Raw genomic sequence first — 25,764 nt, 5'->3', positions numbered from 1 at the left:
CAGTAAAAATTTCAATACGTTCCATAGACACTCCTTAAAGATAGGTCTAAGCCTATCGCTTAATAATTGAGTGTCCGTTTTAAAATGGGGCTATTACAATGAAGGCTTAGTTGAATACAGAATTTATAATGGTGAGCATATGTTTTCGCTATAGTGGAAGAGCTTTGCTATTAGAAAAGACATAGAGTTTTTTATTTGATCTGCCAGTGTTTTAGATCCATAGAAATGTGCTCACTTAGTCTGTATATATCCTCATTAAGTATTTTCTTTATCCATAAGGGAATTTGTACAAGAGATTGTATCTCTTTAGTTGTTAGAGAGCTTTTAGAGCTATTTTGGGGAATAAGCTTAGGTGGAATGAGTACGTTTATATTCAAAAATGCATCAATGTTTTCTAAAACTAATTCAGGTTTGGCAGCTAAGTCTTCGAGCAAAAGGAAATGAATATTCTTAAGGGGGAAAACATCTGTGTATCGTTTAACTTGTTCATAATACATTGCAAGGGAAACATATGACATACATTTCGGAAAAAGACTGCTTCTTGGTATAGATATTCCTTTTTCTCTAAGAGCTGAAAGTTCAAGGGCTTCAGCAAATGAAATAATATCTTCGTCATTTGTTTTTCTATATTGCTGGTAAAGTGACCACATTAATTCTAAAGGTGGTCGTAGAGAAATGATTATTTTGGCATCAGAATTGAAGTCAAAAATTTTTTGCGCCGCTTCACGTGAATATAGATGAAACTGAGAAGCGTCTCCTTTTCTCAGATACTCAACCCCATCCTCAAATAATCCATGATAAGAGTTCAGGCTTCTAATGGATGGGTGGGTTTGTATATCAAGATCTTTTGCAAAAAAGTTTGGCTCTTTGATTCGTGGGAAAAAAATTTGTGGGTGCTGTTTAAGATAATAATATAAAAATGTTGTTCCACACTTAGGAGCGCCTACAATAAAAAAATTAGGCTTAACGTTAGCGGCTGAGAAATTATTATCGGGAACTGCTAGGCTGAAATCTGAGTCTATAACTTTGACTTTGATAAGTGATTGTTCTCTTTTTGATAATGGGTAATTAAAATCGTATCTAAATCCACAATAACCCCCACAATATCCTGCAGCTTTTACATCTGCTCTAAAAATATTAGCCGGAATAACTGCAACGGGGTTATTATCAAGCAAAATTTCTACTCGTAATGGACTAGCAGTTTGCAACCCACTATCCAGTGTAATCCACCCAGCAATATTTGTGGCTGAAATATGATCAATATTTCCATGAATGTTGGTTTTTTGCATACTAATAAATGTATTAAGTGATTAGATTAAATCCAGTCAATTTAACTAGAGAATAATAGAGCGCTCACATAACCTAATGATTTGTTGTTCTGAATGTGAGACTAATATAATGGTTTGTTGTGATTGGATTTTTTGGATAATGACTTGCTCTGCCTTTTTCCTAAACTCTTTATCCCCAACACTTAAAACTTCATCAATCAGCAATACATCTGGGCTGATTGTTGTACTGACCGAAAATCCCAAACGAGTTCGCATACCACTCGAATAAGTTCTGACTGGCTCATAAAAGAAATCACCCAGCTCGGAAAAATCCTGTATTTCTTCGAGTTTGGATTCGATTTCTTTACGGCTATAGCCTTGCAGCATTCCACTGAGTACTGCGTTATCACGCCCTGAGAGATTAGGATCAAAACCGGCCTGTAATGCCAATAGTGAGACAGATGCACCTCGGTTAATTATTTCACCACTGTCCGGTTTGAGGATGCCTGAGATGACTTTGAGCAGTGTGGATTTGCCTGCACCATTCCGTCCAAGAATTCCAAGCGTTTCGCCCGGATAAATATCCAGATTGATTGACTTTAGGGCCTGATAATATTGTGTTTTTCTGAAAATGCTGCCTGCTCGTTTATAGCGGACGCCCACATCGCGAAGAGAAATAATAGGTTGCTGGGTCATCAGGCTAACACCACTCTAGGGAAAACATACCGCAATTTTTTATACGCTAGCATGGATATTACAAGGCCTGTGCTTGCAATGATTGTCCAAATGCCCAGCATGTGGAAGTCTGGCCAGACCCCGTCTATGAGTACTTCACGGTAACATTTGAGTAAGAAAGCGAGCGGGTTCATTAAAAACACATCTTGCCATGCCGGAGGAATGGATTCATAACTATAGAACACACCTGAAAGGAACATTAAAAAAGTCAGCCCAGTAGGTACCAGATATGAAACATCCCGGACAAAAGGGACAAGTGCGGCGAGCAGTGTGCCGAAGGTGACGGTCAACAATAACTGAACAGCAATAATAGGAACCAGTGCCCACCAATGAAAATTTGGTACATGTCCCTGTAGCCAGACAAAGCCGAGTAGAACGGCATAGACCGGTATTTGTTTTATTGTAGCCTGTAAAAGGGTTACCAGCGGAAATACGATTGATGGAATAGCCACCTGCAACATTAAACCCTGACCGGCAATAATACTATTATTGCTGCTACTCATCGCCTTGTTGAACCACATATATGGAATTAAACCAGTCAATAAGAAAGTGATAAACCCTTCTCCACCACGTTGTAACAAAAAGCCGAATACGAGGAAGTAAACAACCATGTGTAATAAAGGCTCAATGATCCACCATAAATAACTGAGGTAGTTTCGTTGCGTTTCCGAACGTAGATTGAAAACGGCTTTGGTCCAGATAAGTTCGGTAAGTCCACTAAAAGTCGCATGACGGTGTCGGCGTTTATAAAACGATGGGTCATCGGCCGGCTCGGCCTCGGCGAGTATGTCTTCACCATATTCGCGTGCTAATTTTAATTTTCGAGCTAGTTTTTTGTCACCTGCTTTTTCTGCTGCTTCTGCTGCCAACAAGTAGCCGGCGGGACGTTCAGGAAATTGTTTGCGAAATGATTCCCAACGTATAAGTGCGGTCTGCCAATCACTTCGTTGCATAGCGATTTCAGCATATTGCTTATGGGGTTGTGGATGATCGGCAAAAAGGCTGCGAGCTTGTTGATTATAAAGCTCTGCTTGCTCATACAAATTCTGAGTAAGAGCAAAATTGGTGGATTGTAACCAGGTCTCAATTTTATCCGGAAAGTTTTGACGCGCTGTCTCAAGCAGGGCTTCTGCCCGTGATATATCTCCCAACTTTTGAGCAATTTGGGCTCCATGAAAAAGGATATTCTGATGATCGGGGAATTGTTCGTTTGCGCGCTGATATAGTCGGTTAGCATTCTCAATATCATCCCTTTGCAGATAGAGGGCTATCGCTCCAAACAATACAGGTGGATGATTTGGGAACGCCTTGAGTAATACTTCCCACCTAGTTACTGCTTTATCTAAATTGCCTTTTTGCGACGCAGTTCTTGCCCATTCGAGCGCTTCCTCAAGACAAGAGGTGGGAAAGGAAGAAGAATTATAGTTATTCAATGCGTAACCAGATTATAAAGAAAATTTGTTAGGTTATTTATTATAACTTAACAAAGCATTTAGGTTGAGGAATAAGTGTAATTTATATGTGAGAAGTTTTTTACTTTTTAGATAATGCAGTTTAAAACGCTTCTTGTAATGTTTTTAACAACCAACGCCCTGACGCGCAAATAACGATCAAATTCTGAGAAAAAATATATTTTCTTTTTCGCCATATCCGTTTTAAAACTAACTGAAGCTTAAGAACTGTCGACTTTGGGAAAATATTGTCTGGCATCTGCACAAACCCAGCAAAGCGAATCGCAACTAGTAGAAAAGACAGCATTCTGCCATTTTGTGGTTTACCGGTTTAAGTGCTTTTGACAAAACCAGTTTCGCCGAAGCGGTAGAATAGGCTCTAGTCGAAGTGGGTCATCACACTTGCTGGAGGATATAATGTCAGACTTGGTGTGAACAAATACCCGGGATTCTCAGACGTGGATCGGGTTGAAAAATTCGCCGTATATGAGAAAGGCGAAATTAATTGCCGATGCTGGATTAATTACCTTGACTGCTTTTATTTCCCTTTTTTACTCTGATCGCCGTTAGGGACGTGACTTTGTCGGAAGATGACGAATGTGCTGAAGTGTATATGGATACACTGTTAAGTTTACCCGAGCAGTGGTCCGCAAGGAATCTATTAAAAGGCCCGCCGAGGCGAGATTAAGAACTTAACGGGGATCGATTCTGAATACAAAACGCCGGAAGCTGCCGAGGTCACGTTGAATACCACTGAATGTGAGTTTTCTGACTGCCATTGTAGAACAGCTTGCTAATGAGGCAGACTGACTGTTGAACAACGTAAGCAGTTATCTGAATTTACAACGGCTCTGATGCAAAGATCGATGATTTGATATTTCATCCTTTCGAGTTATTCAATCAATTTGTCGCTTATACTTCGTCATTTGATTTTATCCATGAAAATCGCGCCGCCTCCTAAAAACTCTCTCTACGAGCTATAATAAAAATAGACGTGCTGGCTCTCAGTGGCTCCTAATAACAAAATGAAGAACCGGCCGTTATCTGCTCTTCAGATGAAAAGGGTGCTCATCATGTCAGCGTTGTATTAAGCAATGGAAAAACAATATGACTAATGACAATTTACGTGATCTGTTTCTCAATTGCCTATTGTTTCACTAGATCTAAATCAGGGAATTATCTTACTCTTTAGTTGCAGCTCATGAGGAGCTGATGTTAATCAAAACAAGGAGCATGGAAAGATGTTTAAGAAATGGATTATTTCTTTATTACTCGCGTTTTCACTTTCATCATTTGCTGCATTCGCAGCGGACAAAATCAATATCAACCGTGCGTCAGCAGACGAATTACAATTGCTTGATGGGGTTGGGCCTTCTACTGCCAATGCTATTGTTGAGTACCGCGAGCAAAATGGTGCTTTTGCCAGTGTTGATGATTTGGTCAATGTCAAAGGAATTGGTGAGAAAAAAGTCGCCAGCATGGCTGAAAATGTGACTGTTTCTGACTAAACAATATGCAGTAAAAATAAAAAAGGTGAGGTGGATGAGCAACCTCACCTTTTTTTATGTTTCGTTTAAAACGCCATCGAGCCTGACACAGCAGATTCTCCCTGCATAGTGAGCTTATCTTTCAGTTCGTTATACAAAGTCTGTTGTTCAATTTCGTTTAACGCGTTGTCATCACTGTTGGTGATGAAAAACACGTCTTCAACTTGATCGCCCAAGGTAACCATTTTGGCATTGATAACCTGAATCTGATGTAGCAAAAATACCTGAGCAACAGCGGATAGCAAGCCAGGCCGGTCATGGGTATAAAGCTCCATGACCGTATGTGTTTTCTGCGGATTTGCTGAAAATTTAATGACCGGCTCAGTTTTAAATAATTTTGTGGTTCGTGGCATTAATTGCGGTTTATACCCTGAGGTTAATTCTTCACGGGCCAGTTGTTTATGCAGGGCATTGGTGATGTCTTCATAACGTTGTTGTGTACCATTAACGATAAAGGTATTTAGGGCATTGCCATCATTTCCGATGTTGATTTTGGCATCAAGTATATTCAGCTGCAGCTGTTCCAGGCAGGCTGTCATCGCGGCAAACAAACCCCGGCGGTCATGCGTGAAAATACATAATTCCAGTGTCTGATTGTCGTTGTGTGGACGAACCAGAATCAACGGTTCTTCGTCAGGTTTTTCTAAACGACCATTGGTTTGCCAGACTATTTCATCGACAGAGTGTCGCAGAAAATAATCCAGTTCATAGTCACGCCATAATAATGTGATGTCTTGTGGCAACCAGCCCATGTCACACAGTTGATCCAAAGCAAGCTGATATTTTTTATAACTTTTTTCCTGTGTGCTTTTGGCCTGGGCTTCTGTATGTTCCAGCCATTGATGTGTACTGTGATAGAGCTGTTTAAGCAGCGAGTCCCGCCAACCATTCCATAAATTATTATTGGTGGCCCTGATGTCAGCTACCGTCAGTAAATACAAATAATTTAACCTGTTCACACTGCCAACTAAACCTGCAAAGTCCTGAATGACTTCGGGATCTTCAAGGTCTTTCTTTTGTGCAGTTGATGACATTGCCAGGTGATGTCGAACCAGAAACGTCACGATACTGGTGTCGTAATCACTCAAATTATGCTGGGTACAAAACTGTTCAGCATCCTGAACTCCCAGAATACTGTGATCACCACCACGGCCTTTGGCAATGTCATGATAAATACCAGCTATGTAGAGCAATTCAGGTTTTGGCAGTTGATAAAATACTTCCGAACATAACGGGAATTCATCTTTGAATTCAGCGCAAGAGAAACGCCGCAAGTTGCGCACCAGAAACAAGGTGTGTTCATCCACGGTATAGGCATGAAATAAATCATGCTGCATTTGACCGACTATTCGCCCAAATTCAGGCAAATAGGCACCCAATACGCCGAGCTGATTCATGCGACGGAATTCATGGGTGACGCCTTTGGGCTGGCGAATGATCTCCATAAACAGACTGCGATTTTTGATATCGGAACGAAAGCGTTCATCAATTAAATGCAGATGTGCGTGGATCTGACGTATTGTTGATGCGCGAATACCCTTAATATGCGGGTGCTGTTGCAAGATCAAAAAGACTTCTAATAAGGCATAAGGATAAAAGGCAAACATGCCGGGATTAATCGTTTCCAGATAACCATTATGAGATTGAAAGCGACGATTAATAGGTTCTATGTCTCGCGGTTCGTCGGCCAGAATGATATTTTCTTCAAACAGTTGTAACAGTAGTGCATTCATCTGACCTACTGCACGGACTGTCCGGTAATAATCCTTCATGAAGTGTTCAACAGCCATACGACTGTTGGTCTCGACATAACCGAGTTGTTTGGCGAGTTCACGCTGATGATCAATCATCATTTTTTCTTGCTTACGGCCAGCAAGATGGTGCAGTGCAAACCGGACTCGCCATAAAAACCGTCTGGATTGTTGCAGAATCTCGAATTCACTCTCCGCTAAAAAGCCCTTGGATTTAAGTCCTTGCAGATTTTTAACATCAAAATGCTGTTGTGCTACCCAGTTGATAACCTGAATATCCCTCAGGCCGCCCGGGGATTCTTTCAGGTTGGGCTCAAGATTATTTCCCGTATCATTGTATTTATGATGGCGTTGAATTTGTTCTTGTTTTTTACGTTCGTAGAAAAGGCGGGTATCCCAGGTTTTGTTGGATACCGTCAATTGTTGGAGTTGTTCAAATAGAGTGGAATTACCTGATAAAAACCGTGCTTCCAGTAGATTGGTGGCAATAGTAATATCGTCTTCCGCTTGTTGACGACACTCACCAATGGTGCGAACGCTATGGCCAATTTCCAGGCCTATATCCCATAACTGTGTCAGGAAAATAGATAAGGCAGCTGGTGGTGATTCTGCGACGGAGTCATCCAACAAAACCAATAAATCAATATCAGAGTGAGGATGTAACTCGCCACGTCCATAGCCACCCACAGCGAGTAGACTGACAGTGGTTTCAGATCCGAGATTTTTCTCCCAGAGAAATTGCAGCACCTCATCCACAAAATGCGATTGTTGATGAACCAGCCAATCAATATCAGCCTCATCATCAAAAAAACATTTTTTTAAATGTTGAGAGGCTTTCGCGAGAATATCGCGACAACCAATCGCATTATCTGTATGGCCAAACTCCCAGACAGATTGTGCAGAAATTGCCATTATCGGAGGCTCCTATGAGCGTTCTTCATCCCGAAGGGTTAAGATTTCATGACCATCGTCAGTCACCAGTATTGTATGTTCCCACTGAGCGGATAATGAACGGTCTTTGGTGACGACTGTCCAGCCATCGGGAAGTTGACGGACTTGCCGTTTACCCGCGTTTATCATCGGTTCGATAGTGAACGTCATTCCAGCCTGCAGTGTCATGCCGGTGTCAGGCGAACCATAATGCAAAACCTGTGGTTCTTCGTGGAAGACCTGACCAATTCCGTGTCCACAATACTCTCGGACAACAGAGAAATGTTCATTTTCCGCATGTTGTTGAATGGCATGACCAATATCACCCAGTTTGATACCGGGCTTGACCATATCAATGCCAATCAGCATGCATTCACGAGCGACTCGAGACAATCTCTGGGCGAGAATCGAAGTTTTGCCGACATGGAACATTTTGCTGGTGTCGCCGTGATAACCGTCCTTGATTACCGTGATATCGATATTAATGATGTCGCCATCTTTCAGTTTTTTATCGCTGGGGATGCCATGACAAATAACGTGGTTCACTGATGTACAGATAGATTTGGGAAACCCATGATAATTTAACGGTGCAGGAATGGCTTTTTGTTCGTTCACAATATAATCATGGCAGATTTTGTTTAATTCATCAGTGGTGATGCCCGCGACGACATACGGTTCTATCATGGTTAATACGTCAGCGGCGAGTTTGCCTGCTACACGCATTTTTTCAATTTCTTCTGCTGTTTTGATGGTCACACCCATGCCGGATCCTGATTACTATTAACGATAAAAGACAAAGTATAGTGTGCCGTAAAAAGCCGTTAACTACCAGTTAAGCGGGCTAATCCAACCTATATACGGTTGGTGCTTTGTTTTAGTTGGTAACTGTGGAATAATATGCGCGCCTTAGCAAAGGCAAAATCACACACGTGCCGACACAGTTTTCGGGGTGCTGTCTGGAAAATCAGATCAGTCGATAGCTGGGGTACGTGGAGGTTTAACCCCATATATATAGGTATAAACATGGCTAAAATTACTATGCGCCAAATGCTTGAAGCTGGCGTTCACTTCGGTCACCAAACACGTTACTGGAACCCAAAAATGGGTCCTTACATCTTTGGTAAACGTAACAATATTCATATCGTGAACTTAGAGCACAGTCTGCCTATGTTCAACGATGCACTTAACTACGTCAGCAAACTGGCTTCCAAAAAAGGTCGTATTTTGTTCGTCGGCACCAAGCGTGCTGCTCAAGATTCAATCCGTGAAGATGCTGAACGTTGTGGCATGCCTTACGTCAACCGTCGCTGGTTGGGTGGTATGTTGACCAACTATCAAACCGTTCGCCAATCAATCAAACGTCTTGAAGCTATTCAAGCGATGATTGAATCAGGTAAGACGGAAGGTTTGAAAAAGAAAGAAGTTCTGAACCTGACTCGTGAGCAAGAAAAATTAGAAAAGAGCATCGGTGGTATCAAGAAAATGGGTAACCTGCCGGATGCTTTATTTGTGATTGACGTTGATCACGAACGCATTGCTATTCAAGAAGCGAATAAACTGGGCATTCCTGTTATTGCCGTGGTTGATACCAACAGCAATCCTGATGGTGTTGACTATGTAATTCCAGGCAACGACGATTCTATGCGTGCTATTCGTCTGTACACAGCAAATATTGCTGACACCATTATTGAAGGCCGTGCATCGGTCACTACTGGTGATGCTGGCGATGAATTTGTTGAAGTTGCAGAAGAAAATGCACCAGCTGCAGCTGAATAAGCTCTGCTAATGACTTAAGCAGGCTCGCTGAAACGCGGGCCTGTGTCGTATGTGTGGTCTCAAAATAGACCGTTCACAAAAATTGATTTTAAGGGTTACAAGAAAATGGCTATAACTGCAGCTTTAGTAAAAGAACTGCGTGAGCGTACTGGCTCCGGCATGATGGAATGCAAAAAAGCATTGGTGGAATCTAACGGTGATATTGAAGTCGCCATTGAGGAAATGCGCAAATCTGGTCTGGCTAAAGCCGACAAAAAGTCTGACCGAGTTGCTGCCGAAGGTGTGATTGCAATTGAAACCAGTGCTGACAACAAACAAGCAGTAATGCTTGAAGTCAACTCTGAAACAGATTTCGTTGCAAAAGCAGATGATTTTGTAAATTTCGTTGATGCAGTTGCGAAGAAAGTGCTTGAAGCACAACCAGCGGATGTTGATGCGTTGTTGCAATTAACCTTGAGCAACGGTGAAAGCATTGATACGGTTCGCCAATCTTTGATTGCAAAAATTGGTGAAAACATTCAAGTACGTCGTTTCACGTTGATGAACTCAGAAACAGGTGTTATCGGAGCTTACCGTCATGGTGACCGTATCGGTACACTGGTTCAATTGAATGGTGGTGATGAGAATCTGGCAAGAGATTTGGCAATGCATGTTGCTGCCAGCCGTCCACAAGCGGTTTCAGCGGATGAATTGCCAGAAGAATTATTGCAAAAAGAACGTGACATCGTAGCGACTCAAGCACGTGAAAGCGGCAAGCCAGAAGCGATTGTTGAAAAAATGATTGAAGGCCGCATGAGCAAGTTTGTAAACGAAATCAGTTTGCTGGGCCAGGCTTTTGTAAAAGATCCGGATGTCACTGTTGAGAAGCTGGTTAAACAAGCTGGTGCAACAGTTGAAGGTTTTGCCTGCTTTGAAGTCGGTGAAGGTATCGAGAAAAAAGCAGATAACTTTGCTGAAGAGGTCATGGCTCAGGCACGAGGAAATTAAATTATGACAACATCGGGAAGTCAGCCGGTTTATAAGCGCATCCTGCTCAAGCTGAGCGGGGAGGCTTTAATGGGAAATGCCGAGTATGGCATTCAACCCGAGGTGATTTCCCGATTTGCTCAAGAAATATCTGAACTGAATGCCCAGGGTGTTCAGCTCGGTATTGTGATTGGTGGTGGCAATATTTTCCGTGGTGCCGGTCTTGCGGCCAGCGGTATGGATAGAGTCAGTGCTGATCACATGGGCATGTTGGCAACCGTATTAAATGCGCTGGCACTGCAGGATGCGCTGGAACGTAATGGAACATTCTGCCGTGTCATGTCCGCAATCCGTATCCATGAAGTTTGTGAAGATTATCTGCGCCGTCGCGCGATTCGGCATTTGGAAAAAGGCCGGGTGGTCATTTTTGCTGCCGGTACGGGAAATCCATTTTTTACCACGGACTCTGCAGCCAGCTTACGCGCTGTAGAAATCGGTGCCGAGCTGATGCTGAAGGCGACTCAAGTCGATGGTGTGTATGATGCTGACCCACAAAAAAATCCTGATGCTGTTCGATATGACACGTTGTCTTACGATGAAGTGATCAACAATCGTCTTGGCGTTATGGACACTACCGCAGTGGTGATGTGTCAGGAACAGAAAATGCCGTTAAGGGTTTTTGATGTGCATCGTTACGGTAATCTGACGGATATTGTTTACGGTAAAAATGTTGGAACATTGGTGAAATAGGACAAATCATGATTAATGATATTCAAAAAGATGCAGCAGATCGGATGCAAAAAAGTGTTGCCGCTCTGAGTACTGCACTGGCGAAAATTCGTGCTGGCCGCGCACATACCAGTTTATTAGATCATGTCACCGTGCCTTATTACGGCTCTGACGTTCCATTAAGTCAGGTTGCCAGCGTGGGCATTGAAGATTCAAGAACCATTACTGTGACACCATGGGAAAAAAACATGGTTTCCGTGATTGAAAAAGCCATCATGACTTCTGATTTGGGCGTTAACCCAAACAGTGCGGGCATGACTATTCGTATTCCAATTCCACCGTTAACCGAAGAGCGCCGTAAAGATTTAGTTAAAGTGGCTAAATCTGAAGCAGAAAATGCCCGTATTGCTGTACGTAATATTCGTCGTGATGCAAATGGCAGCTTGAAAGATTTGTTGAAAGATAAAGCGATTTCTGAAGATGAGCAGCGCGGTGCAGAGGAAGCTATTCAGAAACTGACCGATAGCACCATCAAGCAAATTGACGACGTGCTGGCCGAAAAAGAAACTGATTTGATGGCGGTCTAAGCCAGTCAGGCTTAGCCATATTGATGAAATCATCCAGCCGTTCCATTCCCAGACACATTGCTATCATCATGGATGGCAATGGTCGCTGGGCAAAACAGCGGTTGCAGCCTCGATTTATGGGACATCGTGCCGGTGTCAGAGCGGTTGAAGGCATTGTTAAGCATTGCGTAGCAACGGGTGTAGAAGTTCTTAGTCTCTTTGCTTTCAGTAGTGAAAATTGGCGTCGGCCCGGTAAGGAAGTCAATTTATTAATGGAATTATTCAGTCATGCACTGGAAAACCAGGTTAAAAGACTGCACAAGAATAATATCCGTCTAAATATTATCGGCGATATCAGCCGGTTTTCAGCGCCTTTACAGCAACAAATAGCGGATGCGATGGCATTAACTATTGAAAATGACGGGTTAATTTTGAATATTGCCGCCAACTATGGTGGCCGCTGGGATATCACACAATCTGTTCGTCAGATTGCCAATAAAATTCAATCCGGCGAACTGCAACCCGAACAAATTGATGAAACGTTGTTAGCCAGTCATCTCGTGACCGCCGATTTACCTGAACCCGACCTGTTCATCCGGACGGGTGGTGAGCAACGTATCAGCAATTTTCTGTTGTGGCAGCTGGCTTACACCGAATTATATTTCACCGAAAAATTATGGCCTGAATTTACGGCACAGGATTTAGACATTGCCATTGAATCCTTTTCAAGCCGTGAACGTCGTTTCGGCCGAACTTCGGAACAGCTCAGCGGAAATGAAGATGCTTAAACAGCGACTACTAACGGCTGCAGTACTTATCCCACTGGTTATAATGGCGATATTGCTGCTGCCCAGTATTGGCTTTATTGCTTTGGTCGCCGTTATCTCACTAATGGCAATGTGGGAGTGGTTAACCATGGCTGGTATCAACACTTTGGCTAAAACCCTCGCTGCAGCCTCATTTATTGCTGTATTAGCCGTTGTATTCACAATGGCCAGTATTAACCAAATGCTATTAAGTGGTTTAATTTTCTGGTTATTGATCAGTGTGATCACTGTGATCTATGCGCACAAGCCACTTTCTGCTTTTCTTGCCCGTTGTTTCCGCCATAAAGTATTTACCTATTTTCTGAGCATGCTGGTGACTTTGTTATTCGTATACAGTGCGGTATGGCTGCATGGTTTGGCATCGGACGGACCTATATTAGTTCTCTACGTTTTAATCAGTGTCTGGCTGGCGGACACTGGCGGTTATTTTGCGGGAAAACGCTGGGGAAAGCATGCTCTGGCCACTGCCATCAGCCCCAATAAAACCATAGAGGGTTTAATCGGAGCGATAACTTTGGTCGCTGTCTGGAGCGTCATCGCTTATCTGTTAGGTGTATCTCAAAGTATTTCTTTGTTTACATGGCTACTTGTCAGTGTGGCAACGGGATTGATTTCGGTGAGTGGCGATTTATTTGAAAGCCTGTTTAAACGCAGTTTTCATATAAAGGACAGTGGACATTTATTGCCGGGTCATGGTGGAATTCTGGACAGGGTAGACAGTCTATTGGCAGCCGTTCCATTTTTTGCCGCGCTGGTTTGGCTGACAGGTCACTTTTGATGCAGCAGGTAACGATTCTAGGCTCCACTGGTTCAATTGGCATCAGTACTTTGGATGTACTACAGCGACACCCTGAAAAATATAATGTCTATGCACTTGCCGCGAATAAATCAGTGGATACCTTGTTCGAGCAATGTCTGCAGTTTCAACCCACAATTGCTGTTATGTTATGCCCAGACTCGGCCTGTCAATTGGAAAGCAAATTGCGCGAAGCGGGTTCGCCCGTTCAGGTTCAAAGTGGTATACAAGCACTGGAAATCATTTCCGGTACTGAGCAAACCGATATTGTTGTCGCGGCAATTGTGGGGGCTGCGGGATTGCTACCTACCTTAGCTGCTGCAAAAGCCGGTAAAAGAATTCTGTTGGCAAACAAAGAAGCCTTGGTCATGAGTGGTGCATTACTGATGCGTGAGGTGCAGGCAAATAATGCCGTTCTATTGCCAGTAGATAGCGAACATAACGCCATATGGCAATGCCTGCCTGTCGGTGAAACCCAGCAATATCAATTTGAACACCAAGGCATTCGCCGCATTATCCTGACCGCTTCAGGTGGTCCATTTCGTGATTGGGCTCTTGCCGATCTGGAATCAGTCACTCCGGAACAGGCCGTGGCTCATCCCAACTGGTCCATGGGACAGAAAATTTCTGTTGATTCGGCGACGATGATGAATAAAGGCTTGGAAGTTATTGAAGCCCATTGGCTGTTCGGTATGCCGAGCGCGAAGATTGAAGTGGTATTGCATCGCCAAAGTATCATTCATTCGATGGTGGATTATATGGATGGCTCGGTATTGGCACAGATGGGAAATCCCGATATGCGCACGCCTATTACGAATACCCTTGCTTGGCCACAAAGAATTGACTCAGGTGTTGAACCTTTAGATCTGGTTAAAGCTGGCAGGCTTGATTTTGCAGCTGCGGAGTTTGAACGGTTTCCCTGTCTGGCACTTGCTTATCAAGCATTAAATACCGGTGGTACCAGTACCGCTATTCTGAACGCCGCTAATGAAGTGGCTGTCGAAGCTTTTCTGAATCGGCAAATCAAATTCACTGATATTGCACGTATCATTGCTGAGGTATTAGAAAATGTCAGCATTACCCCGGCTGATTCACTGGAACAAATTTTAGCTGCCGATAAAATGGCCAGAGCAGTTGCCCAACAACAAATGCGGGTTGTATGCAGTCACTAATATTTTTCATCATTGCACTGAGCTTGCTGGTGGTTATACATGAGTTTGGCCATTACTGGGTAGCAAGGCGTTGCGGGGTGAAAGTCTTACGTTTCTCGGTGGGGTTTGGGCAAAAACTGTGGTCAAAGCAACTAAAAAATGGCACCGAGTTTGTCATTGCAGCCCTTCCACTGGGTGGATATGTCAAAATGCTAGACGAGCGGGAAGGCCCGGTAGCAGACGCAGATCTCAACCAAACCTTTAATCGCCAGTCCTTAAGAAATCGTGTCGCCATCGTCTCTGCCGGACCGATTGCCAATCTGTTATTTGCTGTGTTTGCCTATTGGGCCATTCTGGTGATGGGCGTACCCGGTATAAAACCGATTATTGCTGAGGTGACAACAGATTCACCCGCCTCACAGGCTGAACTATATAGCGGGGAAACAATTATTGCGGTGAATGGTAAAGCCACTCCCACGGTTAACAGCTTGTTTCAACAATTGTTGAAATTGGCACAGGATGGCGAAACCATCACGTTGACAACGCAAAGTACGGATGTTGAGACTAACAAACAACTTACCTTGCCCAGACTTGGCCTTGATGATGCGGGGTCATTGTTTTCACAACTTGGCATCAAAATGCAGCAACCCGATATGCCGCCTGTTCTGGGTAATATTGTGGCAGACAGTCCTGCAGAACAAGCTGGTTTGCTAGCGGGTGATGAATTAATTTCTGCAGATGGTGAACGGTTATCAAGTTGGCAATCATGGGTATCGTTAATTCAGCGTCATGCCGATCAGCCAATAGCTATTGAAATTCTGCGCAATGGACAAATGCAAAGCCTGACGATCACCCCGACTGCTGATGAAAATGGCGTTGGTCGAATAGGGGCGGCAGTCAACACGGAGGCCTTTGAAATTCCCGCCGAATGGCAAGCAGAATTGCGCTATGGCCCCTTTGCTGCAGTGCCACAGGCCGTGATACAAACCTGGCAATTCAGCGTGACAACATTAAGTGGTTTATGGGGCATGCTAGTTGGTACTGTTTCTAGTGATAACCTTGGCGGTCCCATTGCCATCGCTCAATTCGCCGGAGATTCGGCGCAACAAGGTTTAATCGCCTTTATGAGTTTTCTGGCCATGATCAGCATCAGTTTGGGCATTTTGAATTTGTTGCCTGTACCGGTACTTGATGGCGGGCATCTGCTGATGTATTTTTTTGAATGGGTTCGCGGTAAACCTTTACCTGAGTCCGTGCAAATTCAAGCACAAAAAATTGGATTATTTTTGATTCTGCTCTTGATGGTATTTGCTTTTACAAATGACATTGCTCGTCTGATTGGCTAATCCACATATTGCAGGTACACTTACGATTTCTTCGGCTGACTGACTGTAAAACAACAATGAAACAAATCATCACAGCACTGACGCTCATCTTGTTATCCTCCGCAGCCTGGGCCGAGGAATTTATTATCAAAGATATTCGAGTAGAGGGTTTACAACGAATTTCTGCTGGAACGGTTTTTAACTTTTTGCCCGTCAAGGTTGGTGATGAGCTGACGGAAAACGATGTCCGTGGCATTATTCGTTCGCTTTTTAAATCAAAATATTTCAATGATGTTCAGGTTGAGCGGGATGAGGGCGTACTTGTTATCAAAGTCAGTGAGCGTCCTGCTATTTCCAGTATTGAGTTTGTTGGTAACAAAGATCTGGATAGTGATGAATTGACCAAATCATTACGCCAGATTGGTTTTGCCGAAGGCCAGGTGTTTGAACAGGCGATGCTGGAAAGGGTTGAGCTCGAATTACAACGTCAGTATTTCAGTCGTGGTAAATACGGTGTGAATATTACCTCTGAGGTTACTCCGCTGTCGCGTAACCGGGTAGCCGTCCGTATCAATATGGCTGAAGGCGTGGTTGCTACTATCGGAGAAATAAACATCGTCGGCAACGAATCCTATGAAGATTCAGAGTTGCTTGAGGAATTAGAGTCTACAACAGGTGGTTGGTTATCTTCGCTGACCAAAGACAATCAATATTCACGTCAAAAATTATCTGCTGATCTGGAAACCTTACGTTCATTTTATCTGGATCGTGGTTATGTTGATTTCACCGTGGAATCAACTCAGGTGACTATCTCGGATGATAAAAAGCAAATGTTTATCACCGTGAATATCTCTGAAGGTGAGCGCTATAAAATCAATGAAGTCAGACTGGCAGGTAATCTGATTGTGCCGGAAGCTGAATTATTTGATTTGGTTACGATACGGAAGAATTCTGTATTCTCCAGAAAAGCTATTACTTCCAGTTCAGAAAGACTGACCGATCGCTTGGGTAATGATGGTTATGCCTTTGCAAACGTAAATGCCGTCCCTGACATCGATCGTGAAACGCGCGAAGTTGATCTGACTTTCTTTGTTGATCCGGGACGTCGTGCTTATGTCAGACGTATCAACATCTCTGGCAACAGCAAAACCCGTGATGAAGTATTACGCCAGGAAATGCGCCAACAAGAATCTGCCTGGATTTCGACCGGTGATGTTGAGTTATCTCGTGAACGTATTTCCCGTTTGGGCTATTTCGAAGACGTGAACGTAGAAACAGTACCTGTTGCAGGCACTTCTGATCAGGTTGATCTGGATTTTGCCGTTACCGAAATGGCCTCGGGTAGTTTGTCAGCGGGTGTGGGGTACTCACAATCAGACGGGATTATCTTTAACGCCAACGTGACTCAGAAAAACTTTTTTGGCAGTGGTAAACATGTACGCTTTGGTTTTAACAACAGCCGAGTGAATACGGTCTACAGCTTTGGTTACACCAATCCATTTGCCACAGTTGATGGTATCAGTCAGGGGTTTAACCTTTTCTATCGTGAAACGGATGCCTTTGAAGCGAATATTGCCAACTACACCACAGACGTCTTTGGCGGTGACATTAATTTTGGTATACCGATTTCAGAAAATAATCGAATCAACCTGGCCTTCGGTTATGAAAACACCCAATTGGATGTTCCGAGTGATAACGACATTACACGTTATGATGATTTTATCGAGACCGAAGGCGATTCATTCCATGCGTTCCCGGTGACTCTGGGGTGGTCAAGTGACTCACGTGATAATGCGATATTGCCTACGAGCGGGTCATCTCAAAGTCTCTCTGCTGAGGTCGCCACTCCAATTGGTGATTTGCAGTATTACAAACTGCGTTATCGCAATAATTGGTACACGCCTATCAATGATACCTTTACCTTTGCCTTGCGTACTGACCTTGGTTACGGTAAGGCCTATGGTGATAGTGAACAGTTCCCGTTCTTCCAGAACTTCTATGCAGGCGGTATCCGCAGTGTACGTGGCTTTAGAGCAAATACACTGGGCGTCCGGGAAGCGGATCAGCCACTTGGTGGTAACCTGATGGTCACCGGTGGTGCAGAAGTTATTTTCCCTATTCCATTCATGAAGAAAGCTTTACGCTCATTCCGCTTGAGCACTTTCGTGGATGTGGGTAACGTATATGATGTCGATCAAAGTTTTGAAGCTGATTTGTTGCGTTATTCAACCGGTCTTTCAGCAATTTGGATTTCGCCATTTGGAGCAATGTCGTTTAGTATTGCTGCTCCGCTGCGAGATCAGCCGGATGATGAAACCGAAATATTCCAGTTTTCATTGGGATCGACATTTTAAATTTAACTATCGGAGTTAAGAGTGAAAAACATCAAGATTGTTGGCCTGTTGTTGGCTTCGTTAATGGTCAGCCCTGTTTATGCTGAAGAGATGAAAATTGGCGTTGTAAATGCCAGCGTCGTATTAGATCAATCTCCACAAAAAGAACGTGCTTTAGCCCGATTGGAAAAAGAATTTTCAACTCGTAGCAAGTCACTCGAAAGCAAACATAAAGAACTGCGCGCTGCTCAGGATAAATTGAATCGCGATGCCGCTGTGTTGAGTAATGATGACCGCCAAGCTCAGGAACGTAAAATCATTAATGACCAACGTGAACTGAAACGTCTTCAGGATGAGTACAGCGAAGATTTATCTATTCGCCGTAATGAAGAATTACGCAAGTTAGAAGAAGAAATAGCAGAAACGATTGTTGAGCTTGCTAAAGAAGAATCCTATGACTTGGTCCTTTATCAAGGTGTTATTTTTGCCAGTGAAAAAGCAGATTTAACTGCTAAGGTACTGGAAAGACTGAAAACAAAATAAGAACTTTGATGTGGTCTGGACGTTAGAAAAACTAGCATCTGAAATTGGTGCGGAGCTTATTGGTCAATCAGATAAAGTTATAACGGGTGTCGGTACATTGCAAAATGCGACTGATAACGAGATTAGCTTTTTAGCAAATACCAAGTACCGTCAGTATCTTAAAACTACATCAGCAGGGTGTGTCATTGTCTCACCTGCTGATGCTGCTGACCTCAAGACCAATGCGCTAGTCATCGAAGACAGTTATGTCGCTTATGCCAAAGTAGCAGCATTACTTTATCCAGAAGAACAACCTGATACTGGAATTCACGTGACTGCAGTCATTGGTGAAAACAGCATTATTGCTGATTCCGCTCGAATTTCTGCCCAGGTGTTCATTGGAACGAACGTTCATATTGGTGAAAATGTGATTATTGGTCCCGGTTGCATCATTGAAAATGATGTGGTGATTGGTGCCGATAGCCGGCTTATGGCCAATGTGACGCTATGTCGAAAAGTAAAGATTGGCCAGCGGGTTCGGATACATCCTGGTGTAGTGATTGGTGCGGATGGATTTGGTATTGCCAACAATAATGGGCAATGGCTGAAGATCCCACAAGTCGGTAAGGTCACCATTGGGAATGATGTGGAAATTGGTGCTAACACGACCATAGATCGTGGGGCGATTGATGACACGATAATCAGTAACGGGGTCAAACTGGATAACCAAATACAAATTGGTCACAATGTTTTCATTGGTGAGCACACCGTGATTGCTGGCTGCGTTGGTATTTCGGGCAGCACGCGAATAGGTTCTCATTGTGCTATAGGTGGTGGAACGGGAATCGCAGGTCATATTGAAATTGCCGATGGTGTTCAACTGACAGGTATGAGTATGGTCACCAAGTCGATATTGACAGCGGGTTCCTATTCTTCCGGTATTCCTGTTGAGCCTACCCGGGAATGGCATAGAAATGTTGTTCGATACAGACAGCTTGATAAATTAAACGACAAAATTAAACAGTTAGAAGCCAAGCTGGATTAGTGTTTTTATTGCCAAATCACAGACTTAGCTTTACCGCAACAGTGTCTCAACGTAAGATTACTGCACGCAAAAATATAAATCCTAAAGGATAATCAGATTGAACACCATTGACATACATGAAATTCAACGCTTGTTGCCTCATCGATACCCGTTCCTGTTGATTGACAGGGTGATTGAATTTACTCCAGGTGAACATCTGGTTGGTATTAAAAATGTTAGTTTCAACGAACCTCACTTTACAGGCCATTTTCCGCAGCGTGTCATTATGCCTGGCGTATTAATTCTCGAAGCATTAGCCCAAGCTACAGGATTATTGGCTTTTAAAACAGCAGACGAAATTCGTTCAGATGAAGCTTTATACTATCTTGCGGGTATTGATAACGCCCGTTTTAAAAAACCTGTAGAACCAGGTGATCAGCTTCGATTAGAAGTTAAACTGATTAAAAATAAACGTAATCTATGGAAATTTTACGGTCAGGCCACTGTTGACGGCGAAGTTGTTGTCAGTGCTGACATTATGTGTGTTAACCAAGAAATGCCTTCGTGATTCATCAAACTGCCTTAATAGACCCCAGTGCCAAAATTGCCGATGATGTTGTCATCGGTGCATACAGTATTGTTGGAGCGAATGTAGAAATCGCTTCAGGCACAGAAATTTCCTCCCATGTGGTGATTAATGGGCCGACTAAAATAGGACGTAATAACCGTATATTTCAGTTCTCATCTATTGGTGAAGAACCTCAGGACAAGAAATATCATGGTGAGTCTACCTTGTTGGAAATTGGTGATAACAACCTGATCCGGGAATCGGTCACCATTAATCGAGGCACGGTACAAGGTGGTGGTATTACTAAAGTTGGGAGTAATAACTGGATCATGGCTTATGTACATATTGCCCATGATTGTATTATTGGTGACAACAATATTTTTGCCAACAACGCCTCTTTGGCAGGGCATGTGATAGTTGATCAACATGTCATTCTGGGGGGCTTCACATTAGTCAGCCAGTTTAACCACCTCGGGTCACATTGTTTTAGTGCAATGGGCAGTGTGATTTCACGTAATGTGCCACCTTATGTCCTGGTATCTGGTCATATGGCAGAGCCTGTGGGCATAAACGTTGAAGGTCTGCGCCGCCGAGCATTTACCGATACCCAGATTAGAAATATTCGTCAAGCCTATAAAGTGGTTTATCGTTCAGGCTTACGAATGGAGCAGGCGAGAGAACGCTTAGGCGATATCCAGCAAGAAGCCAATGAGCTGGACATCTTCATTGATTTTCTGGATAAGCAGCAAGGGGGCATCATCCGGTAGCTTTCTACCGGATGATGGTGACATTTAAGTAGTTTAATCGTTTGCAGGAGTTGAACTGATTTTATGAATACTCAAATCCGCACCGTTAAACTCTTCTTCCTCGGTTAATCTCAAGCCCATGATGGCTTTTAAACAGCCATAAACTATCAGACCGCCAAAAAAAGCAATGCTGACCCCAATCGCTGTTCCAATGAACTGTGAGGCCATGCTTACGCCACCCATACCACCCAATGCAACTTGACCAAAAATTCCTGCTGCAAGAGCACCCCACACTCCGCATAAACCATGAAGCGGCCAGACACCTAATACATCATCAATTTTCCATTTGTTTTGAGCGAGGGTAAAGGTGATGACAAACAAACCACCGGCTAGAGCACCAGTCACTAATGCACCAAGTGGGTGCATGATGTCAGAGCCAGCACAAATAGCCACTAAGCCAGCAAGTGGACCATTATGTACAAAGCCGGGATCGTTACGTCCGATAAGACAAGCCGCTAAGGTACCACCAACCATTGCCATTAAAGAGTTTATGGCTACAAGACCACTAATCCCTTCAATTTGTTGAGCTGACATTACATTAAAGCCAAACCAGCCTACGGTGAGAATCCACGCCCCCAATGCTAGAAAAGGAATATTTGAAGGCGGGTGAGCATATATCTCACCCTGCTTGCCATAGCGACCATTTCTTGGTCCCAGTAACAATACAGCAGCTAAAGCTATCCAACCGCCCACGGCATGAACCACTACCGAGCCGGCAAAATCATGAAAACCGGCACCAAATTGCGTTTCTAACCATGCCTGAATTCCAAACAAACCGTTCCAGCTAATCCCTTCAAACAACGGATAAACAAAGCCTGCAATAAAAAAAGTCGCAATTAACTGTGGATTAAATTTTGCCCGTTCGGCAATACCACCGGAAACAATGGCAGGAATAGCGGCTGCAAATGTCAGTAAGAAGAAAAACTTCACCATGGCATAACCATTATTTTCCGCCAGCAGAGGTGAGGGTTCAAAGAAATTCAAACCGTAAGCAATGCTATAACCAATAAAAAAGTAGGCAATGGTAGACATGCCAAAATCGGTAATAATTTTGACTAAGGCATTAACCTGATTTTTTTTTCGGACAGTGCCGACTTCCAGAAAAGCAAAGCCGGCATGCATGGCGAGCACCATAATGGCGCCAATTAAGATAAAAAGTACGTCGCTTGCGTTTTGCACAATGGATTTTCCTTATAATTTAGTGTTGAGCAAGCACCAAAATAGCAAGACTTGCACCAAACTAGACAAATCCATATAAAACAAGCATCTAACTTTTCTTATAGAGCAAAAAAAGTGGTTTTTTGAACTGTTATGGTGCATTTTTATAATTTTTAGCACCTGAGTGGTGCAGGCAACGGATGCATGTAGCGGTTAGCACAACTTACGCATAAACACGTATAATCTGGCACTTTAATTCACTTCCTAATAAGTGATAAGCAAACAACCCCTAAATTGCGGTTAGCAAGGAGTAAACGATGGATATTTATGCATCGGATGATGAAAAAGGCGAAGCGATAAAAAGTTGGTGGCGTGAAAATGGCCGTTCAGTCATAACTGGCGTTATCTTGGGTGGCGCAGTTATTTTTGGTGGAAGGTATTGGATAAACTTTCAACATGCTAAAACCGAACAAGCTGCAGCGATGTACCAACAGATTCAAATGAATATCAGTGAAGCGGATTTGACGGCTGCAGAAGACCTTACACAAGAATTAATGCAATCACATTCATCAACGCCATATGCTGCTTTTGCCACGTTGGAACTGGCAGCAGAGCAAGTACGTAATGATCAAGCTGCTGCCGCATTGGAATATTTGCAGTGGACAGCAGATAAAGCGAAATTGACGGGACAAAAAGATTTAGCCAGATTGCGCATGGCTCGGATATTGGTGGATCAAGGTGAATATGAAAAAGCTTTGACGCTGACCCAGCAGGAAGCTTCGGAAGGGTTTGCCTCTTTATTTGCTGAACTTGAAGGTGATATTTATCTGGCTCAGGAAAATAAGGCACAAGCATATGAAGCGTATCGTAGTGCGCTTTCTAACATGGGGGTTGATGATCCGCGCAAAACCCTTTTAGAGATGAAGCGTGATGATGTGGCTGTTATCAATGAAGGTTAATCAACTAAAATTTTTATTTGCTGGTGTCGCACTTCTTGCGCTCGCTGGATGTGGAACGGTCAAAGAATTTTTTGCTGACGACAGTTACGAAGCGCCTCCAACAGAATTGACAGAATTTGAGGCTGAGTTTGAGCCAAAAACTTTGTGGTCAACTGGCACAGGTGATGGTGCAAATACGGAATATGCGAATCTCGCTCCTTGGTTACAAGGTGATTTTATTTTCACCGTAGATCATGAAGGCGATGTTCGCAGCCATAATGCTGAAAGTGGTCGACGTGAATGGCGTACCCAACTCGATTTTCCTGTCGCTACTGGCGTTGGCGGTGGTGAAGGTTTGATTGTTGTGGGTTCGCAATCTGGTGAAGTTGTCGCTTTGGATGAGACCTCTGGAGAAGAACTGTGGCGTCAGCGTCTCAGCAGTGAAGTGCTTGCGCCTGCCAAAGTGGGCAGCGATAAAGTGATTGTCAGAACAGCAGATGGACGTTTAACGGCCTTATCTGCAACTGACGGTAATATTATGTGGAATTATCAGCGGGCAGTGCCGCTTTTAAGTTTACGTGGTGTCAGCTCACCGATGATTGATGGGCAAACGGTGCTAGCCGGATACGATAATGGCAAATTGGTCGCGCTTTCCCTTAATGATGGCAAAGTCATCTGGGAAAAAAGTGTTGCCGTACCATCAGGCCGTACTGAATTAGAACGTTTAGTGGATATTGATGCTGATCCGGTAATTCATGACGGCGTCATTTATGCAGTGGCTTTCCAGGGTAATCTGGCCGCATTGGATATTGATACAGGACAATCCTTGTGGGATAGAGAAATGTCCTCGACCAGTGGCATTGCGGTGGCTGCTAACGATGCAATTTATGTCAGTGATGATGAAAGTTACTTGTGGGCTGTTGCCGATGGAACCGGTGATTCTTTATGGCGCCAGACATTATTATTGCGAAGAAATATTTCTGCACCGGTTATTGCCGGTGATTATGTTGTCGTGGGCGATTTTGAAGGCTATTTACACTGGGTTGCTCGTTCTGATGGCCGATTTGTTGCCCGTCAGCGTCTCGACAAAACAGGTATACGTAGCCAACCAGTCGTACGCGATGGTGTGCTTTATGCGATGACTACAGGCGGCAAGTTATCCGCCATTCGGATCCCCTAACTGTGAAACCTGTGATTGCTCTTGTCGGGCGGCCGAATGTTGGCAAATCCACTTTATTTAATCGTCTGACCAAAACGCGTAATGCTTTGGTGGCAGATCATGAGGGCTTGACCCGTGATCGCATATACGGCAATGCTCGCCATGATGAAGCGGAATTCATTTTAATCGATACCGGTGGCTTGACCGAACAGGGTGACGATATGTCAGATCTGATGCGTAAACAAGCTGAACTTGCCATTGTTGAAGCTGATCTGATCTTATTTTTAGTGGATGGTAAAGCCGGTGTGGTGCCGGCAGATGAATTAATTGCCAAACAATTACGTAATGTGGGAAAACCGGTTTTATTAGTGATTAATAAAACTGAGAGCGAACAACGTGAACTGGCCGCCGCAGATTTTTATCGTCTGGGATTGGGTGAACCAGAAGTGATTTCTGCTACTCAAGGTCGTGGCATAAGCAACTTGATGGCCACCTTGATGCGTGAGTTACCGGCAATTCGTATTGTTGCCACTGAAGAGGAAACCTTGGAAGAGGATACCTCGGGTGATATTCGACTCGCTGTTGTCGGACGACCAAACGTGGGGAAATCCACACTGGTTAACCGGTTATTAGGCGAGGATCGGGTTGTTGCTTTTGATGAACCAGGCACAACCCGGGATAGTATCTATATTCCCTTCGAAAAAGAGGGAACCAACTATATTTTAATTGATACTGCTGGTGTCAGACGCCGTTCAAAGGTATCAGAAGCTTTGGAAAAATTCAGTATTGTTAAAACATTGCAGGCCATCGAAGCGGCAAATGTTGTTTTACTGGTATTGGATGCTCATGAAGGTATTGTCGATCAGGATCTGCATTTAGCTGGTTTGATCATCGAAAGTGGTCGTGCGGTAGTGATTGCAGTCAATAAATGGGATGGCTTAGAGAAGCAGGAACGTGAGTGGGTAGCCACCAATATTGAACGCCGTTTGCCTTTTTTGAGTTTTGCTAAAACACATTTTATTTCTGCGCTTCACGGCAGTGGTGTAGGGCTATTGTTGAAATCAGTCAAAATAGCCTATGGGTCAGCTTTAGCCAAGATACCAACACCCCAATTGACTCGCGTTCTGGAAGAGGCGGTTGCGGATCATCAACCACCATTGGTTAATGGTCGCAGAATTAAATATCGTTATGCCCATCTGGGTGGTAAAAATCCGCCACGTATTATTATCCATGGCAACCAGACTGAAGCGACGCCAAACAGTTATCGACGTTATCTGGAAAACTATTTCCGCACCGCCCTGAAATTACAGGGAACACCGGTTATGATTGAGTTCAAGACCAGCGAAAATCCATTTCGTGAGCGCAAAAAAGTCGCAGAGAGCCCACAGGAAAAACGCAAGCGGGTAATAGCCAGTCGAGCTAAAAAGCGATAGAAAAT

Annotated in this window: 24 protein-coding genes; 18 read left to right on the top strand and 6 right to left on the bottom strand. The window is 43.7% G+C overall.

Annotation, left to right across the window (positions count from 1 at the left end; all coding sequences use genetic code 11):
- Window positions 1-191: 191 nt before the first annotated feature.
- From LGT40_RS16090 to LGT40_RS16080, 3 genes are read right to left on the bottom strand one after another with little or no spacing between them, the layout of a single operon-like run.
- Entirely contained in the window at window positions 192-1,289 is a 1,098-nt protein-coding gene (locus LGT40_RS16090) for a sulfotransferase family protein (protein ID WP_226073238.1), read from the bottom strand.
- Between the two features lie 45 nt (window positions 1,290-1,334).
- On the bottom strand, window positions 1,335-1,964 hold the full coding sequence (locus LGT40_RS16085; protein WP_226073240.1) for an ABC transporter ATP-binding protein: 630 nt from the start codon (window positions 1,962-1,964) through the stop codon (window positions 1,335-1,337).
- A complete protein-coding gene (locus LGT40_RS16080; protein WP_226073242.1) occupies window positions 1,964-3,436 on the bottom strand; it encodes an ABC transporter permease in 1,473 nt (490 codons plus the stop codon). The genes LGT40_RS16085 and LGT40_RS16080 overlap by 1 nt, the downstream gene beginning before the upstream one ends.
- Before the next feature lie 701 nt (window positions 3,437-4,137).
- On the opposite strand from LGT40_RS16080, the gene LGT40_RS16410 reads away from it, so the two are divergent.
- Both LGT40_RS16410 and LGT40_RS16070 read left to right on the top strand, forming a co-directional pair.
- Window positions 4,138-4,251 (top strand): adenylyl-sulfate kinase, encoded by a 114-nt coding sequence (locus tag LGT40_RS16410; RefSeq protein WP_226073645.1) that lies wholly within the window; start codon window positions 4,138-4,140, stop codon window positions 4,249-4,251.
- Between the two features lie 444 nt (window positions 4,252-4,695).
- Window positions 4,696-4,962 (top strand): ComEA family DNA-binding protein, encoded by a 267-nt coding sequence (locus LGT40_RS16070; protein ID WP_226073244.1) that lies wholly within the window; start codon window positions 4,696-4,698, stop codon window positions 4,960-4,962.
- A 65-nt stretch (window positions 4,963-5,027) separates the two neighbouring features.
- Here LGT40_RS16070 and glnD read toward each other — a convergent pair whose 3' ends face one another.
- Complete coding sequence (gene glnD, locus LGT40_RS16065; protein ID WP_226073246.1) at window positions 5,028-7,664, bottom strand: [protein-PII] uridylyltransferase; 2,637 nt, start codon at window positions 7,662-7,664, stop codon at window positions 5,028-5,030.
- 12 nt (window positions 7,665-7,676) lie between these two features.
- Window positions 7,677-8,444 (bottom strand): type I methionyl aminopeptidase, encoded by a 768-nt coding sequence (gene map, locus LGT40_RS16060; RefSeq protein ID WP_226073254.1) that lies wholly within the window; start codon window positions 8,442-8,444, stop codon window positions 7,677-7,679.
- A gap of 261 nt (window positions 8,445-8,705) precedes the next feature.
- Between map and rpsB the strand changes: the two genes are divergently transcribed.
- The 13 genes from rpsB to lpxA all read left to right on the top strand — a co-directional run bounded on the left by rpsB (window position 8,706) and on the right by lpxA (window position 21,032).
- A complete protein-coding gene (gene rpsB / locus LGT40_RS16055) occupies window positions 8,706-9,458 on the top strand; it encodes a 30S ribosomal protein S2 (RefSeq protein ID WP_226073256.1) in 753 nt (250 codons plus the stop codon).
- A gap of 105 nt (window positions 9,459-9,563) precedes the next feature.
- Window positions 9,564-10,445, top strand: a complete 882-nt coding sequence (gene tsf / locus LGT40_RS16050) for a translation elongation factor Ts (RefSeq protein WP_226073258.1) — start codon at window positions 9,564-9,566, stop codon at window positions 10,443-10,445.
- A 3-nt stretch (window positions 10,446-10,448) separates the two neighbouring features.
- The gene (gene pyrH / locus LGT40_RS16045) at window positions 10,449-11,174 is read left to right on the top strand and encodes a UMP kinase (protein ID WP_226073260.1); all 726 of its coding nucleotides are present in this window, start codon (window positions 10,449-10,451) and stop codon (window positions 11,172-11,174) included.
- An 8-nt stretch (window positions 11,175-11,182) separates the two neighbouring features.
- Window positions 11,183-11,740, top strand: coding sequence for a ribosome recycling factor (gene frr, locus LGT40_RS16040; protein WP_226073262.1), 558 nt, complete (start codon window positions 11,183-11,185; stop codon window positions 11,738-11,740).
- A gap of 23 nt (window positions 11,741-11,763) precedes the next feature.
- On the top strand, window positions 11,764-12,507 hold the full coding sequence (uppS, locus tag LGT40_RS16035) for an undecaprenyl pyrophosphate synthase (protein WP_226073264.1): 744 nt from the start codon (window positions 11,764-11,766) through the stop codon (window positions 12,505-12,507).
- The gene (locus LGT40_RS16030) at window positions 12,500-13,324 is read left to right on the top strand and encodes a phosphatidate cytidylyltransferase (protein WP_226073266.1); all 825 of its coding nucleotides are present in this window, start codon (window positions 12,500-12,502) and stop codon (window positions 13,322-13,324) included. The genes uppS and LGT40_RS16030 overlap by 8 nt, the downstream gene beginning before the upstream one ends.
- A complete protein-coding gene (gene ispC / locus LGT40_RS16025; RefSeq protein ID WP_226073267.1) occupies window positions 13,324-14,514 on the top strand; it encodes a 1-deoxy-D-xylulose-5-phosphate reductoisomerase in 1,191 nt (396 codons plus the stop codon). Before LGT40_RS16030 ends, ispC begins: the two co-directional genes overlap by 1 nt.
- Complete coding sequence (gene rseP / locus LGT40_RS16020; protein ID WP_226073269.1) at window positions 14,502-15,839, top strand: RIP metalloprotease RseP; 1,338 nt, start codon at window positions 14,502-14,504, stop codon at window positions 15,837-15,839. The genes ispC and rseP overlap by 13 nt, the downstream gene beginning before the upstream one ends.
- A gap of 56 nt (window positions 15,840-15,895) precedes the next feature.
- A complete protein-coding gene (gene bamA / locus LGT40_RS16015; RefSeq protein ID WP_226073271.1) occupies window positions 15,896-18,172 on the top strand; it encodes an outer membrane protein assembly factor BamA in 2,277 nt (758 codons plus the stop codon).
- 21 nt (window positions 18,173-18,193) lie between these two features.
- Entirely contained in the window at window positions 18,194-18,694 is a 501-nt protein-coding gene (locus tag LGT40_RS16010) for an OmpH/Skp family outer membrane protein (RefSeq protein WP_226073273.1), read from the top strand.
- A gap of 10 nt (window positions 18,695-18,704) precedes the next feature.
- A complete protein-coding gene (lpxD, locus tag LGT40_RS16005) occupies window positions 18,705-19,718 on the top strand; it encodes a UDP-3-O-(3-hydroxymyristoyl)glucosamine N-acyltransferase (RefSeq protein ID WP_226073275.1) in 1,014 nt (337 codons plus the stop codon).
- 97 nt (window positions 19,719-19,815) lie between these two features.
- Complete coding sequence (gene fabZ / locus LGT40_RS16000) at window positions 19,816-20,265, top strand: 3-hydroxyacyl-ACP dehydratase FabZ (protein WP_226073277.1); 450 nt, start codon at window positions 19,816-19,818, stop codon at window positions 20,263-20,265.
- Window positions 20,262-21,032: an acyl-ACP--UDP-N-acetylglucosamine O-acyltransferase gene (gene lpxA, locus LGT40_RS15995; RefSeq protein WP_226073279.1), complete on the top strand. Its 771-nt coding sequence runs from the start codon at window positions 20,262-20,264 to the stop codon at window positions 21,030-21,032. The genes fabZ and lpxA overlap by 4 nt, the downstream gene beginning before the upstream one ends.
- A gap of 33 nt (window positions 21,033-21,065) precedes the next feature.
- Here the strand turns inward: lpxA and LGT40_RS15990 are convergent, their stop codons facing one another.
- A complete protein-coding gene (locus LGT40_RS15990; protein ID WP_226073281.1) occupies window positions 21,066-22,250 on the bottom strand; it encodes an ammonium transporter in 1,185 nt (394 codons plus the stop codon).
- A gap of 296 nt (window positions 22,251-22,546) precedes the next feature.
- On the opposite strand from LGT40_RS15990, the gene LGT40_RS15985 reads away from it, so the two are divergent.
- From LGT40_RS15985 to der, 3 genes are read left to right on the top strand one after another with little or no spacing between them, the layout of a single operon-like run.
- Window positions 22,547-23,188, top strand: coding sequence for a YfgM family protein (locus tag LGT40_RS15985; RefSeq protein WP_226073283.1), 642 nt, complete (start codon window positions 22,547-22,549; stop codon window positions 23,186-23,188).
- Window positions 23,178-24,347, top strand: coding sequence for an outer membrane protein assembly factor BamB (gene bamB, locus LGT40_RS15980; protein WP_226343221.1), 1,170 nt, complete (start codon window positions 23,178-23,180; stop codon window positions 24,345-24,347). Before LGT40_RS15985 ends, bamB begins: the two co-directional genes overlap by 11 nt.
- Before the next feature lie 2 nt (window positions 24,348-24,349).
- Window positions 24,350-25,759, top strand: coding sequence for a ribosome biogenesis GTPase Der (gene der, locus LGT40_RS15975; RefSeq protein WP_226073285.1), 1,410 nt, complete (start codon window positions 24,350-24,352; stop codon window positions 25,757-25,759).
- Window positions 25,760-25,764 lie beyond the last annotated feature (5 nt).

Source organism: Methylophaga pinxianii (genome assembly GCF_020447225.1).
Taxonomy (GTDB): domain Bacteria; phylum Pseudomonadota; class Gammaproteobacteria; order Nitrosococcales; family Methylophagaceae; genus Methylophaga; species Methylophaga pinxianii.
The sequence above is the reverse complement of the archived record's forward strand: the minus strand, read 5'-3'. Positions and strand labels throughout refer to the sequence as shown.